General features: G+C 75.7%; 12 protein-coding genes. 7 read left to right on the top strand and 5 right to left on the bottom strand.

Annotated features, from left to right (window positions below; all coding sequences use genetic code 11):
* Positions 1-100 precede the first annotated feature (100 nt).
* Genes ACI78Z_RS23950 through ppk2 form a run of 3 tightly spaced genes read right to left on the bottom strand, consistent with a single transcriptional unit; the run spans position 101 to position 4,225 of the window.
* Positions 101-1,735: a GMC family oxidoreductase gene (locus ACI78Z_RS23950; protein ID WP_457039042.1), complete on the bottom strand. Its 1,635-nt coding sequence runs from the start codon at positions 1,733-1,735 to the stop codon at positions 101-103.
* Entirely contained in the window at positions 1,732-3,243 is a 1,512-nt protein-coding gene (locus ACI78Z_RS23945) for an aldehyde dehydrogenase family protein (RefSeq protein WP_457039041.1), read from the bottom strand. Before ACI78Z_RS23945 ends, ACI78Z_RS23950 begins: the two co-directional genes overlap by 4 nt.
* A 49-nt stretch (positions 3,244-3,292) precedes the next feature.
* The gene (ppk2, locus tag ACI78Z_RS23940) at positions 3,293-4,225 is read right to left on the bottom strand and encodes a polyphosphate kinase 2 (protein WP_457039040.1); all 933 of its coding nucleotides are present in this window, start codon (positions 4,223-4,225) and stop codon (positions 3,293-3,295) included.
* Positions 4,226-4,267: 42 nt separating this feature from the next.
* On the opposite strand from ppk2, the gene ACI78Z_RS23935 reads away from it, so the two are divergent.
* The gene (locus ACI78Z_RS23935; RefSeq protein WP_457039039.1) at positions 4,268-7,318 is read left to right on the top strand and encodes a sacsin N-terminal ATP-binding-like domain-containing protein; all 3,051 of its coding nucleotides are present in this window, start codon (positions 4,268-4,270) and stop codon (positions 7,316-7,318) included.
* 87 nt (positions 7,319-7,405) lie between these two features.
* Here the strand turns inward: ACI78Z_RS23935 and ACI78Z_RS23930 are convergent, their stop codons facing one another.
* Together ACI78Z_RS23930 and ACI78Z_RS23925 are read right to left on the bottom strand one after the other, a co-directional pair.
* The gene (locus tag ACI78Z_RS23930) at positions 7,406-7,768 is read right to left on the bottom strand and encodes a hypothetical protein (RefSeq protein WP_457039038.1); all 363 of its coding nucleotides are present in this window, start codon (positions 7,766-7,768) and stop codon (positions 7,406-7,408) included.
* A gap of 188 nt (positions 7,769-7,956) precedes the next feature.
* Entirely contained in the window at positions 7,957-8,238 is a 282-nt protein-coding gene (locus ACI78Z_RS23925) for a hypothetical protein (protein WP_457039037.1), read from the bottom strand.
* A 186-nt stretch (positions 8,239-8,424) separates the two neighbouring features.
* On the opposite strand from ACI78Z_RS23925, the gene ACI78Z_RS23920 reads away from it, so the two are divergent.
* From ACI78Z_RS23920 to ACI78Z_RS23895, 6 genes are all read left to right on the top strand, one after another.
* A complete protein-coding gene (locus ACI78Z_RS23920) occupies positions 8,425-8,784 on the top strand; it encodes an STAS domain-containing protein (RefSeq protein WP_457039036.1) in 360 nt (119 codons plus the stop codon).
* Positions 8,785-9,120: 336 nt separating this feature from the next.
* Positions 9,121-9,909 carry an ABC transporter ATP-binding protein gene (locus ACI78Z_RS23915; protein WP_457039035.1) on the top strand — a complete coding sequence of 263 codons (789 nt, stop codon included), beginning with the start codon at positions 9,121-9,123 and terminating at the stop codon, positions 9,907-9,909.
* On the top strand, positions 9,897-10,772 hold the full coding sequence (locus ACI78Z_RS23910) for an ABC transporter ATP-binding protein (RefSeq protein ID WP_457039034.1): 876 nt from the start codon (positions 9,897-9,899) through the stop codon (positions 10,770-10,772). Before ACI78Z_RS23915 ends, ACI78Z_RS23910 begins: the two co-directional genes overlap by 13 nt.
* Positions 10,769-11,659 (top strand): branched-chain amino acid ABC transporter permease, encoded by an 891-nt coding sequence (locus ACI78Z_RS23905; RefSeq protein WP_457039033.1) that lies wholly within the window; start codon positions 10,769-10,771, stop codon positions 11,657-11,659. Before ACI78Z_RS23910 ends, ACI78Z_RS23905 begins: the two co-directional genes overlap by 4 nt.
* Positions 11,652-12,896, top strand: a complete 1,245-nt coding sequence (locus ACI78Z_RS23900) for a branched-chain amino acid ABC transporter permease (RefSeq protein ID WP_457039032.1) — start codon at positions 11,652-11,654, stop codon at positions 12,894-12,896. Before ACI78Z_RS23905 ends, ACI78Z_RS23900 begins: the two co-directional genes overlap by 8 nt.
* Positions 12,893-14,137 (top strand): ABC transporter substrate-binding protein, encoded by a 1,245-nt coding sequence (locus ACI78Z_RS23895; RefSeq protein ID WP_457039031.1) that lies wholly within the window; start codon positions 12,893-12,895, stop codon positions 14,135-14,137. Before ACI78Z_RS23900 ends, ACI78Z_RS23895 begins: the two co-directional genes overlap by 4 nt.
* Positions 14,138-14,274 lie beyond the last annotated feature (137 nt).

Below are 14,274 nucleotides of genomic sequence, written 5' to 3'. Positions count from 1 at the left end.
CCCCCCCCGCCCCCCCCCCCCCCCCCCCCCCCCCCCCCCCCCCCCCCCCCCCCCCCCCCCCCCCCCCCCCCCCCCCCCCCCCCCCCCGGGGGCGGGACTCTCAGGCCGTCCCGGTGAGCGCCGGGTCGATGGTGCGGCCGGTGATCAGGTCGGCCGCTCGCTCGGCGACCATGATCGTCGGGGCGTTGGTGTTGCCGCGCACGAGCGTCGGCAGCACCGAGGCGTCGACCACCCGCAGCCCGTCGACGCCGTGCACCCGCAGCTGGGGGTCGACGACCGCGTCGCCGTCGGTGCCCATCCGGCACGAGGACACCGGGTGGTACAGCGACTCGAGGGTGTCGCGCACCGCCTGCCGCAGCCCGGCGCGGGTGTGCACGGTGCCACCGGGGGACCACTCCTCGGTGAGGACGGCGGCGAGCGGGCCGCACGCGGCGATCTCCCGCGCCTTCTCGATCCCGCACACCAGCGCGTCGAGGTCCCGCTCGTCGGTGAGGTAGCCGGCGTCGATCGCCGGCGCCCACGTCGGGTCGGCCGAGCGCAGCCGCACCGACCCGCGCGAGTGCACCCGCACCAGGACGGTGGCGGCGGTGAACGCGTCGACGTCGGGGTCGACCTCCGCCTGCCGCCAGAACTTCACCGGGAGGAAGTGGTACTGCAGGTCGGGGTGGGGCAGGTCCGGCCGGGAGCGGGTGAACAGCCCGGCCTCGGCGAGGTTCGACGTCAGCGGGCCGCGGCGGGCGCCGAACCACCGCGCGTAGCCCGACGGCGACTCCGCCCGGAACAGCGACCGCCCCGACCGGGTGTGCCAGATGACCGGCACCAGGGGGTGGTCCTGCAGGCCGCCGCCGACGCCGGGCAGGTCGTGCACGACGTCGACGCCGACCTGGCGCAGGTGCGCCCCCGGCCCGATCCCCGAGAGCATGAGCAGCTGCGGCGAGTTCACCGCCCCGCCGGAGAGCACGACCTCGGCTGCGGCGTGCGCGGTGTGCGTCTGTCCGCCGGACCGGTACTCCACACCGGTGGCCCGCCCGCCCGCGACCAGCACCCGGGTGGTCAGCGCGCCGGTGCGCACGGTCAGGTTCGGCCGTCCCGCGGCGGGGTGCAGGTACGCGTCGGCGGCCGACCACCGCCGGCCGCGGCGCTGGGTGAGCTGGTAGAGCCCCACGCCCTCCTGGGCCGCCCCGTTGAAGTCGTCGTTGCGCGGGTACCCGGCCGCGACCGCGGAGGCCACCGCGGCCCGCGACCAGGCGTGCGGCGAGCGCGGGTCCTCCACCCGCAGCGGCCCGCCGACGCCGTGGAAGCGGTCCGCGCCGCGGGCGTTGTCCTCCATCCGGCGGAACAGCGGGAGCACGTGCTCGTAGGACCACGACGGGTCGCCGGTCAGCTGCGCCCACTCGTCGTAGTCGGCCGCGGCGCCGCGGACGTAGATCATCGCGTTGATCGACGACGACCCGCCCAGCAGCTTGCCCCGCGGCCAGAACAGCCGCCGTCCGCCCAGGCCCCGCTGCGGCTCGGTCGTGTAGTTCCAGTCCCTCCGGGTGCGCCACGTCTTGTACAGCGCGGCCGGGACCCGGACCTCCAGGACGTCGTCGGAGCCGCCGGCCTCCAGCAGCAGCACCCGCAGCGACGGGTCCTCGGAGAGCCGCCCGGCCAGCGCGCAGCCGGCCGAGCCCGCGCCGACCACGACGACGTCGAACTCCTCGGTGCCCTCGTGTGCCGGGTCCTGGACGGTCACCGGTGCCGCCCGTGGACCAGTCCCATGACCCGGGCGAGCGCGTCGGCGGCCGCGGCCGGCCGGGTGAAGCTCATCAGGTCCACCGGCAGCGCGAAACGCCGGCGGGTGATGGCCTTGGTGCGGGTGAACTCGCGCAGCCCGTCCTCGCCGTGGATCCGCCCGAAGCCGCTCTCGCCCACGCCGCCGAAGGGCAGCGCCGGCACCGAGGCGAAGGTGAGCACCGAGTTCACCGACGTCATGCCGCTCCTCATCCGGCGGGCGAGGTCCATGGCGCGGGCCCGCGACCGGGAGAAGACCGCGCCGGCCAGGCCGTGGGCGTTGGCGTTGGCGCGCTCCAGCGCCTCCTCGGCGTCGCGCACCCGGGTGATGGTCAGTGTCGGGCCGAAGGTCTCCTCGCGCACCGCCGCGGAGGTCTCGGGGACGTCGAGCAGCACCGTCGGCGCCACCAGGCGGCCCTCGACCGTGCCGCCGGCCGCGACCCGCCCGCCCGCCGCGACCGCGTCGTCCAGGTGCCGGCGGACGACGTCGGTCTGCGCGGCCATCGTCATGGGGCCGTAGGCGGCCTCGCCGTCGGTGCCCGGCCGCAGCCCGCGCACCTTGTCGGTCACCTCGGCGACGAAGGCGTCGTAGACCCGCTCGGTCGCGTAGACCCGCTCGATGCCGATGCAGGTCTGCCCGGCGTTGCTCATGGCGCCCCACACGGCGGCGTCGGCGGCGGCGGCCACGTCGGCGTCGTCGTCGACGATCATCGCGTCCTTGCCGCCGAGTTCCATGAGCACCGGCGTGAGGGTCTCGGCGCACGCGGCCATGACCCGGCGCCCGGTGGCGGCGGAGCCGGTGAAGGCCAGCTTGCCCACGCCGGCGCGGCACAGCGCCGCGCCCGTCTCGCCGAGGCCGGTCACGACTTGGAGGACGTCGGGGACGTCGGGGACGGCGGCCCGCCAGGCGTCGGCCAGCCACACGCCCACGGCCGGCGTGTGCTCCGACGGCTTGAAGACGACGGCGTTGCCGGCGGCCAGCGCGTAGGCGATCGAGCCCATCGGCGTGAACACCGGGTAGTTCCACGGGCCGATCACGCCGACGACGCCCAGCGGCTGGTACTCCAGCCAGGCCGCGTGGTTGGCCGCCAGCAGGCCCGGGTTCACCCGGCGCGGGCCGAGGACCCTGCGGGCGTGCGCGGCGGCCCAGGCCAGGTGGTCGATGGTCAGGGTGATCTCGAGGATCGCGTCGGCGTGCGGCTTGCCGTTCTCCCGGTGCACCAGGTCGGCCAGCTCGTGCACCCGGCGGGCGAGGTAGCCGCGGTACGCGGCCAGCCGCTGCCTGCGACCGTCGAAGCCGAGCTCGGCCCACGCCGTGGCGGCGTCGCGGGCGCGGTCCACGGCCGCGCGGACGTCGTCGGCACCCCGGAGGGGGAACACCCCGACGACCGCGCCCGAGGCGGGGGCGGTGGACTCGAAGGTCTCGGTCGTGCGGCTCCGGCCGCTGTCCAGCTGCTCGGCGCGCGACATGGGACCGCAGGTTACCCGCCGGTAGGAGTCGGGTCGGCCGTGGTGCTGGTCAGCGCGCCGGCACCAGGTCCTCCCGCTCGAGCGCCTCGCGGTCGGACTCCAGGACGTCGGCCGCGGCCACCACGATGTTCGGGTCCGGCCGTCCGACGACCGACTCGTCCTTGCCCTCGTAGGGCAGCGCGCAGAGCACGTACCGCAGCGCCTCCAGGCGAGCCCGCTTCTTGTCGTTGCTCTTGATCACCGTCCACGGCGCGTGGTCGGTGTCGGTGGCGGCGAACATCGCCTCCTTGGCCGCGGTGTAGTCGTCCCAGCGGTCCAGCGAGGCCAGGTCGGTGGGGGAGAGCTTCCACTGCCGCACCGGGTCGATCCGCCGCACGATGAAGCGGGTGCGCTGCTCGCGCCGGGAGACGGAGAACCAGAACTTCACCAGGCGGATGCCGCTGTCGACGAGCATCCGCTCGAACTCCGGCGCTTGGCGCATGAACCGCCGGTACTGCTCGTCGGTGCAGTAGCCCATGACCCGCTCGACGCCGGCGCGGTTGTACCAGGACCGGTCGAACAGGGCGATCTCCCCGGCCGCCGGCAGGTGCTGCACGTAGCGCTGGAAGTACCACTGCGTCTGCTCGCGCTCCGACGGCTTGTCCAGCGCGACGACCTTGGTGCCGCGCGGGTTGAGGTGCTCGGTGAAGCGCTTGATGGTGCCGCCCTTGCCGGCGGCGTCCCGGCCCTCGAAGAGGACGACGAGCTGCTGGCCGGTGTCCTTGACCCAGCCCTGCAGCCGCAGCAGCTGGATCTGCAGCCGGCGCTTCTCCCGCTCGTAGTCCTTGCGCGGCAGCCGCTCGGTGTACGGGTAGCCCTCCCGCCACGTCTCGATCCGTTCGCCGTCGGGTCCGAACAGCTCGCCGTCGTCGTCCCAGTCCTCGTCGGAGTCGTCCTCGGGGAGGGCCTGCAACCGGTACCGGGAGACGTCGATCTCGGACACGCACGAGGAGTACCCCGCAGCGGCGCTGCCATGCTGGCCCGCGTGGCCGACCCCTCCGCTGCCCCGGGCGCCGACCCCTTCGACACCGCGGAGCTGCGGCGGCGGGTGCTCGCCGCCTGGGCCGCCTCCCCGGCCCGCTTCCGCGAGGACGCCAACGCCGAGGAGGACCTGGTCCGCGGCGGCTACCGCGACCGGCTGATGGTCGAGCTGGCCCAGAACGCCGCCGACGCCGCCGCCCGCGCCGGGGTGCCCGGACGGCTGCGGCTGGAACTGGCCGACGACGGCGCCGGGGGAGAGGTGCTGCGGGCGGCCAACACCGGCGCCCCGCTCGACGCCGCCGGGGTGCAGGGGCTGGCCACGCTGCGCGCCTCGGCCAAGCGCGACGCGTCCGGGTCGGTCGGCCGGTCCGTGGTCGCGGGTGGGCCACGCATCGAGACGGTCGGCCGTTTCGGGGTCGGCTTCGCCGCGGTGCTCGCGGTGACCGACGAGCCGGCGCTGCACTCGACGACCGGTGGGGTCGCGTTCAGCGCCGACCGCACCCGCGCGGAGGTCGCCGCCGTCGGCGCCCTGACCGGCGAGGTGGCCCGCCGGGACGGCGCCGTGCCGGTGCTGCGGCTGCCGTGGCCGGCCACGGGGACGCCGCCCGAGGGGTTCACGACCGAGGTGGTGCTGCCGCTGCGCGCCGGCTCGCGGGCCGCCGTCCGGACCGCGCTCGAGGAGCTCGAGGCCGGGCTGCTCCTGGCGCTGCCGGGGCTCGCCGCGGTCGACGTCGTCCTCGACGGGGCGGTGCGGTCGCTGTCGGTGCGGTACCGCGACGCAGCCGCCGAGCTGACCGACGGCGAGCGGACGACGACCTGGCGGCTGGAGCGGCGCGACGGCGTGCTGCCCGAGGAGCTGCTCGCCGGGCGGCCGGTCGAGGAGCGGGAGCGCCGCGCCTGGACGCTCACCTGGGCGGTGCCGCTGGACGACGACCGCCGCCCGGTGCCCCTGCCGCTCCCGCAGCGGGTGCACGCGCCGACGCCCAGCGACGAGCCGCTCACCCTGCCCGCCCGGCTGGTCGCGCCCTTCCCGCTCGGGCCCGACCGGCGGCACGTGCTGCCCGGCCCGGTCACCGACGAGCTGGTCGCCGCGGCCGCCGACGCCTACGCCGACCTGCTCGCGGGCCTGGCCGGCGATGCCGCCGTCCTGGCGTTCGTGCCGCGCATCGGGCTGGCCGCCGCCGAGCTCGACGCGGCCCTGGGCACCGCGGCGCTGCAGCGGCTGCGGGAGCGCGCGTGGTTCCCGAAAGCGGGGGCCGACCGCGACCGGCAGCCGCCGGGCCGCGCCGCGGTGCTGGCCGAGCCGACCGACGCGCGGGTGGCCGCGCTGACCGGCGTCCTCCCCGGGCTGCTGCCGGCGGGCTGGTCCGGCCGGGGCGCCCTGCCCGCGCTGGCCGCCCTCGGGGTGCGCCGGGTCGGCACCGCCGAGGCGGTCGAGGCCGTGCGCGGCGTCGACCGCCCGCCGGCGTGGTGGGCGGAGCTGTACGCCGCGCTGGACGGCGCCGAGCGGGAGGAGCTGGCCGCCCTGCCGGTCCCCCTGGCGGACGGGCGCACCGCGCACGGCCCGGCCGGGGTGCTGCTGCCCGACGCGGGGCTGCCCGCGGCCCGGCTGGGTCCGCTCGGGCTGCGGCTGGCCGACCCGGACGCGGTCGCACCGCCCGCCGCCCGCCGGTTGCTGGAGCGGCTGGGGGCGCGCCCGGCCACCGCCGCCGCGGTGCTCGCCGATCCCGGGGTGCGGGCGGCGGTCGAGGCCTCGGTCGACGCGGCCGACGACGGCTGGGACGGTGACCGGGACCCGGCCGCGTTCGCCGATGCGGTCCTGGCGCTGGTCGCCGCGGCCGGTCCCGCGCCGGGCGAGCTGCCGTGGCTGGCGGAGCTGGCGCTGCCCGACGCCGACGGCGGGTGGGCGCCGGCCGGCGAGCTGGTGCTCCCCGGCTCGCGGTTCGCCGCCGTGCTGACCGAGGGGGCGCTGGGCACCCTCGACCCGTCGGTGGGCGCCGACCCCGACGTGCTGCGCGCGGTCGGGGTGCTCGACGGCTTCGCGCTGGTGCACGCCGAGGACCCCGACGACCTCGACGTCGACGGCGCGGAGGACTGGGTCGACGCCGTCCTCGACCGGCTGCCCGCCGACGCGCCGGCTCCGTCCTGGCCGCCGCTGACCGCCGTCCGGGACCTCGAGCTGGTGGCCGACTGGTCCGGTGCGCTGCCGCTGCTGGCCGCGCTGCCGGCGGAGGCGTGGGCAGACGTCGTCCTGGGCGGGGTCGCCGTCCCCGGGTACCTGCGCTGGTGGCTGGCGGGGCACCCGGTGCTCGGCGGCCGGCGGCCCGACCGGCTGCGGCACCCGCGAGCGGCGGAGTTGCGGGGGCTGTACGAGCCGGCCGACGCCGCCGCGGACCTGCTGGAGCTGCTTCGTCCGCCCGCGTCGGTCGACGACGTGCTCGCCGACGTCGACGGCGCCCTCGACCTGCTCGACCGGTTGGGCGATCCGCGCCGCACCGTCGCGCCGGCCGTGCTGCGCACCGTGCACGCCCGGCTGGCCGCGGCGCTGGACGGCGTCGACGTGGACCCGCCGGACCGGGTGCGCGTGGCACCGGACCGCGTGGTGCCCGCCGGGGACGCCGTCGTCCTGGACGCGCCGTGGGTGCAGCCGCTGGTGGACGCCGCGCTCGTGCCCGCCGGCGGGGAGCCCGGCCCGGTGGCCGACCTGCTGGACCTCCCGCTCGCCGGCGAGGTCGTGCGGGCCCGGGTGGAGAGCCGCCCGGTACGAACCCTGCGCTGGGCCGATGTCCCCGGGGCGGGGCTGGCCGCGGCCCGGCTGGGGATCGCGGCGCTGCCGGGCGAGGTCGCCGTCCACGAGCCGCTGCGGGCCGGGGGCCGGCCGGTGCCGTGGTGGCCGGGGGACGGCGTCGACTCCGTCGACGGCACCCCCGCCGCACTCGGGCGGGCGCTGGCCTGGCGGTGCGGGGCGTGGTCGCTGCGCCAGGCGCTGGCCGAGGCGTTCGCGCACCCCGACCGCGGCGCCGTGCTCGCCGCCGAGGACGCCGTCGGCCCGTAGTCGAAGGACCTCCTCCCCACCCCTCGCGAGCTCGGGGCGGTGCCCTGGAGGAGGCCGACTCGAAGAGCACGGGGAAGGGGCTCTCTTTCAGTGCCAGCGGGGCGCAGCCATTGCGCCGGGCGCGTGCCCGTGCGCCGACGGGCGGCCGCCGCGGCCGCCGGCCGCGCCGGGCCCCGGGGCGCGCCCGGCCTCGGCGCAGCAGCGCTGCAGCGACAGCCACTGCTCGGCGGTGAGGTCGGCGGCGCGGGCGGTGGGCGGCAGGCCCTCCGACCGCAGCCACCTGGCGCCGGCCGTGCCGGGCAGGACGGCGCGCAGCACGGCGCCGAGAGCGGCGCCGGGACGGGCGAGGACGGCGTGCGCCAGTCGGTCGAGGTCGGCCGCCTCCGTCTCGGGGAGGGCGGCGCGGGCGGTGGCGGGTGCGCCGTCGAGGGCGCGGTGCGGGCGGGACACGAGGATCCTCCGGAGGAGGGCAGGGCTGCGCGACCGGCAGCCGGTCGGGGGAGTGCAGAGGAGGCGCCCGGCAGCAGCGGGGCGCGGACGGCGGGGAGCCATGGCTCGACCCGCGGCACGTCGCGGAGGGCCGTCTCAGGAGCGCATGACGGCGACGCTAGGGGCCCTCCGGAGCCCCGTCGAGCGGATTACCGACCGGCCTTGCGCTGCTGGTGGGCCTCCCAGCGGGCGCGGTCGCGGGCGCGCGCCTCCTTGGTCCGCTCGCGGTTCGCGGCGCGCCGGCGGGCCCGCTCGAGCTCACGCTGCTCGAAAGAGGAGTGCTGCTCCCAGTTGCTGGACAGCAGCGCGACGGCCCACAGGCACAGGCCGAAGATGGCGATGGCCGAGGCGAGGATGGCGTTCAGCAGGAGGAATGCCGCGACCGAGCCGGCCAGCCAGATCCCGCCCCACACCGCCAGTCGCCTCGACACGCCGTCCAGTATCCCCGCGGCCGGTCGCCGCCCGGCCGGGCCCTTGATATCGGGGGCGGAGGTCCCTACGGTCGACAGCAGCGGTTCAACAGTCAGCCGCGGCACCCGTTGCCGGACTCCGCGTCGTGCCACGGCTGATGCCCGTGGTCCTCCGTTCGGGTTCGCTTCCCTCCAGAGAGGCGCACCGTGACCGCTGCTCCCACAGCCGACCTCATCTCGATCGAGGTGACCGGCTCCGCCGCCACCGGCGTCGTGCTCACCGTCTCCGGCGAGGTCGACTCCTCCACCGCCCCCTCGCTGCGTGCGGCCGTGGACTCGGCCTTCGCCGACCACGCCCCGGCGCTGACCGTCGACCTCGACGGCGTGACCTTCCTCGACTCCGCGGGCCTGTGCGTGCTGGCCGGCGCCCACCGGCGGGCGGCCGAGGAGGGCGTCCCGCTGCGGGTGGTCGCCTCCTCCCGGGCGGCCATCCGGCCGCTGCAGATCACCGGCCTCTACGACCTGCTCGCCGTCGAGCAGGGCGAGCCCGGCGCCGGCGCCGCCTGAGAGAGGACCCCCTGCCCCCCACCGCTCGCAGGCTCGTTGCGGGCCCTGCAGCGGGGGCGCTCCAAACCGGCTCCGCCACGTGCGCTGCCCACACGGGGCCGAGTGAGGGCGTGTAGGTAGCGCACATTGCCGGTCCGATGAGTCCGGTCGGTCCACGCCGGCGGCCGGCGGCAGATCACCTGCAGGTCACGATCCTCGGCGCCTGTGGGGGAATCGACGCGCCGTGCCTTTACAGTCTCCGGCCATGTGCCCTGAATCACAGACCGATTCCGTTCCGCGGCACGGGGACCGAGGCCGGCCGGCCGGCTCGCACGGGACAGCCGCGGTGCAGCCCGCATGCTGAGCATCGACTCGCTGCGGGTGACCTACGGCGGCGCCGTCGAGGCCGTGCGCGGCGTGACCATGGAGGTGCCCGACGGCAAGGTCGTCGCCGTCCTGGGCAGCAACGGCGCCGGCAAGAGCACGCTGCTGCGGACCATCTCCGGCACCCTGAGGCTGCACCGGGGGCGCGTCGACGAGGGCAGCGTGCGCTTCGAGGACGAGGTCATCAGCGGCCGCGACCCGGGGCAGATCGTCCGTCGCGGCATCGTGCAGGTCCCGGAGGGGCGGCGGATCTTCGGCCGGCTCACCGTCGAGGAGAACCTGCGGGCCGGCGGGATGGGCAACCGCGACCGCGCCGCCAAGGCCGCCGCGCACGCCCGGGTCCACGACCTGTTCCCCGTGCTGGCCGAACGCAGCGGTCAGCGGGCCGGGCTGCTCTCCGGCGGTGAGCAGCAGATGCTGGCCATCGGGCGGGCGCTCATGGCCAGCCCCAAGCTGCTCCTGCTCGACGAGCCCTCGCTGGGGCTCGCCCCGCGCGTCATCGGCCAGATCGGCGAGGTCGTCGCGGAGATCAACCGGCAGGGCACCTCCGTCCTGCTGGTCGAGCAGAACGCCACGATGGCCCTCGGGGTCGCCGACCTCGCCTACGTCCTCGACGTCGGCCGGGTGTCCCTCTCCGGCCCGGCCGCGGAGCTGGCGCGCACCGACGAGGTGCAGCGGCTCTACCTCGGCCACGGCGACGCCGAGGCCGCGGAGCACGTCGTCCGGGGCCCGCGCCGGACGCTCTCCCGGTGGACCGCGTGACCGCCGTCGGCACGGAACGGGCGCAGGTCCGCTCCGACGTCCCGCCCGTGGAGGTCGAGCACGTCAGCGTCCGCTTCGGCGCCATCCGGGCGCTCAACGACGTCTCCTTCACCGTCGCGCCGGGGACCATCCACGCCGTCATCGGGCCCAACGGCGCCGGCAAGTCGACGATGTTCAACGTCCTGTCCGGGGTCTACAAGGCCGCTGAGGGCGAGGTCCGGTTCGGCGACGCGCGGCTGGACCGGATGCGGCCGTTCCAGATCGCGGGGGTCGGCGTGGCCCGCGCGTTCCAGAACATCGCCCTCTCCGGCGCCCAGTCGGTGGCCGAGAACCTGATGCTCGGCCGGCACCACCTGACGAAGGCCGGGTTCCTCTCCTCCGGGCTGCGGCTGCCCCGCGCCACCCGCGAGGGGAAGGTGCACGGCGAGCGGATCCGCGAGATCGCCGAGTTCCTCGACCTCGGCGACAAGCTGCACACCCCGGTCGGCGTCCTGTCCTACGGCGACCAGAAGCGGGTCGAGGTGGCCCGCGCGCTGTGCACCGAGCCGCGGCTGCTGCTGCTCGACGAGCCGGTGGCCGGGATGAACGCCGAGGAGACCGCCCGGATGGCCGAGGCGATCCGCGAGATCCGCTCCGCGCTCGGCATCTCGATCGTCCTCGTCGAGCACGACATGGGGATGGTCATGTCGCTGGCCGACCGGGTCACCGTCCTGGACTTCGGACGGCGGATCGCCGACGGCACGCCCGCCGAGGTGCAGGCCGACCCCGAGGTCATCCGCGCCTACCTGGGCTCGGGCGACGACGAGGACCCCGCCGAGGCCGCCGCCCACCACACCACCGAGACACCAGGGACGACCTCGTGACCCAGTTCCTCTCGCTCCTGCTCAACGGGTTGTCACTCGGGGCCATCTACGCTCTGATCGCCCTGGGCTTCGTGATCATCTTCAAGGCCAGCGAGGTGGTGAGCTTCACCCACGGCTCGCTGCTGCTGCTGGGCGCCTACTCGATCGCGCGGCTGTCCGAGCCGCTGGGCTTCCTGCTCGCCGTGCTCGTCGGCCTGGTGATCACCGCCCTGGCGGCGTTCCTGATCGAGCGCTTCATCATCAACCGGCTCCGCGGCGCGCCCGTGATCAGCCTGGCGATCGTCACGATCGGCGTGGACATCATCCTGCTGACCGAGCTGATCCGGCGGATCGGGCCGGACATCCTCAACGTGCCCCACCCGTGGGGCGGGGAGTCGGTCCGCATCGGCGGCATCGGCATCACCCAGAACCGGCTGATCGCCATGATCGTCGCCGGCATCCTCATCGTGCTGTTCTTCGTCGCGTTCAAGTACTCGAGCTGGGGCGTGGCCATGCGCGCGTCGGCGGAGGACGGCGAGACGGCGGCGCTGATGGGCATCCGGCAGGGCCGGGTCTCCGCGCTGGCCTGGGTCGTCGCCGGCGTGCTCGCCGGGGTGGCCGCCCTCTTCCTGGTCGGCAGCCCGACGCCAGGTGTCAGCTCGGCCGTGTACGCCACGGCGCTGCGGGCCTTCCCCGCGGCCATCCTCGGCGGCCTGGACTCCACCGGCGGCGCGCTGGTGGGCGGCCTGCTCATCGGGGTCGCCGAGTCCCTCGCCGCCGGATACCAGGAGAACCTCCTCTTCCTCGGCCGCGGGTTCGGCGAGGTCGTCCCCTACGTCGTGATGATCGCCGTCCTGCTGGTCCGGCCGTCGGGGCTCTTCGGCACCAAGGAGCTGACCCGTGTCTGAGCAGACCGCCACCCGGCCGACGGGCGCCACCCGCTCGACGTCGCGCACGCCCCGGTCGGCACCGGCCCGCCGCGGCGCGGTGGTCAAGTGGGTGTTGATCGCCGCGCTGCTGGGTTTCCTGCTGGTCTTCCCGCTGTACTTCGACGAGTTCTGGCTGCGCACCGGGTTCGCGGTGTTCGGCGCGGCCATCGGCGCCATCGGGCTGAACCTGCTCGTCGGCACCACCGGGCAGCTGTCCCTGGCGCACGCCTTCTTCCTCGCCGTCGGCGCGGTCAGCTACACCTACATCTCCGGGGAGTCCGGCGGGCTCGGCACCCGGGCCGCCCTGGAGGGGCTGGGCCTGCCGCCGATCGTCGGCATGGTCGTCGGCGTCCTGCTCGCCGGGCTGGCCGGGCTCGTCTTCAGCCCGATCGCGGCACGGCTGCGGGGCATCTACCTCGGCGTCGCCTCGCTCGGGCTGGTCTTCATCGGCGTCCACGTGCTCAACACCTGGACGCCGGTGACCGGTGGCTTCAACGGCCGCGCAGCGCCGGAGTTCTCGCTGTTCGGCTTCACGTTCGGCAACACCGACCCGCAGCTGTGGGTGCTGGGGGTGCCGTTCCGGGAGGCCGAGCGGCTGTGGTACCTCGGCCTGGTCCTGGCGCTGGCCGCCTACGTGTTCGCCCGCAACCTGCTGCGCAGCCGGCCCGGCCGGGCGCTGCAGACCCTGCGCGACAGCGAGGTCGCCGCGTCGGTCATGGGCGTGAACGTGCAGGCCTACAAGGCCCGGGTGTTCCTGGTCAGCTCGATGTACGCCGGCCTGTCCGGGGTGCTCTACGCGCTGTCCATCGGGAGCATCGCCCCGGAGTCCTTCGGCCTGGTCGTCTCCATCCAGTACCTGGCGATGATCGTGCTGGGCGGGCTGGGCTCGGTGGGCGGCGCGGCCCTGGGCGCGCTGTTCGTCACCGCGCTCCCGCTGCTGTTCCAGCAGTACGCCGACGTCCTGCCGCTGGTCAGCGCGCCGGGCCAGGGCGGCATCTCGGCGGGCTTCGCCGCCCGGTTCCTCTACGGCGCCGCGATCATCCTCGTCGTCCTGTTCGAGCCCGCCGGTCTGGCCGGCATGGCGCAACGGCTCACCCAACGCTTCCGCCGGGGCCGTGCGCCCGCCCGCGGCGGAGTCGCCACACCACCCCCGGAGCAACCCGGCTCCGCACCGACCCCCTCCGATCGACCAGCACAAGGGAGCAACTCCAGATGAGAACAGGCAAGGCTCTGCGCACGACCACCGTGGTCGCCGCGGCCGTCGTCGTGGTGACGGCCGGCTGCAGCACCAGGGCACCGGAGTCCGGTGGCGGCGGAGGGGGAGAGGGCGGCTCGGGCGGCGAGGTCCTCACCGACGTCGGCGTCGAGGGGGAGACGATCACCCTCGGCGTCCTCACCGACCTGACCGGTGTGTTCGCCGCCCTCGGCCAGGACATCACCAACGCCAACCAGCTGTTCTGGCAGGACAACCAGGTCTGCGACACCTACACCGTCGAGCTCGACGTCCAGGACACCGGCTACGTGCCGCAGACGGGCGTGCAGCTCTACAGCGGCATGGAGCCCAACATCCTGGCGATGCAGCAGACCATCGGGTCGCCGATCAACACCGCGCTGGCCCCGGAGTACGAGTCCGACCAGATCGTCAACTTCCCGTCGGCCTGGGCGCGTACCCTCACCGAGATCCCCGGCACCGGGGTCGTGGGCGCCACCTACGACGTCGAGCTGGCCAACGGGTACTCGTACCTGTTCGAGCAGGGGCTGCTGGCCGACGGCGACACCGTCGGGCACATCTACTTCGAGGGCGAGTACGGCGAGAACGGCCTGGCCGGCAGCGAGGCGGTGGCCGAGGAGCGCGGGCTGACCATCATCCCGGCGCAGATCAAGTCCACCGACCAGGACATGACCGCGCAGATCACCCAGTTCGCCGCGGCCGGGGTCGACGCCATCGCCCTGACCGTCGCGCCGACGCAGACCGCGTCCGCGGCCGGCGTGGCGGCGGCCCAGGGGCTGAACGTGCCGATCATCGGCAGCAACCCGGTCTTCGCGCCGGGCCTGCTGCAGGGGCCGGCCGCGCAGGCGCTCAAGGACAACCTGTACGTGGCCAGCCCGGTGTCGGCCTTCGACGCCCAGCCCGAGCTGCTCGCGCAGTACCAGGAGGCCTACCCGAACGTGCAGCCGAGCCTCGGCGTGCTCGTCGGCTACGGCATGAGCGCGATCATGAAGCAGGTCCTCGACGCGGCGTGCGAGAACGGCGACCTCACCCGCGCCGGCGTGGTCGCGGCGTTCAACGAGCTCGAGAACGTCGACACCGAGGGCCTCGTCGTGCCGATCGACGGCTTCGAGACCGGTCGCTCGCCCAGCACGCAGAGCTTCATCCTGCGGCCGGCCGACGTCCCGGGCGGCGCCACCGTCGTCCAGGACGCGTTCGAGGGTGAGTTCGCGGAGGGCCTCCGCTGATCCCCGGGTGACCTCTGGCGGGGGGGGGGGGGGGGGGGGGGGGGGGGGGGGGGGGGGGGGGGGGGGGGGGGGGGGGGGGGGGGGGGGGGGGGGGGGGGGGGGGGGGGGGGGGGGGGGGGGGGGCGGGGGGGGGGGGG

This window comes from Geodermatophilus sp. SYSU D01176, assembly GCF_054050015.1.
The sequence above is the reverse complement of the archived record's forward strand: the minus strand, read 5'-3'. Positions and strand labels throughout refer to the sequence as shown.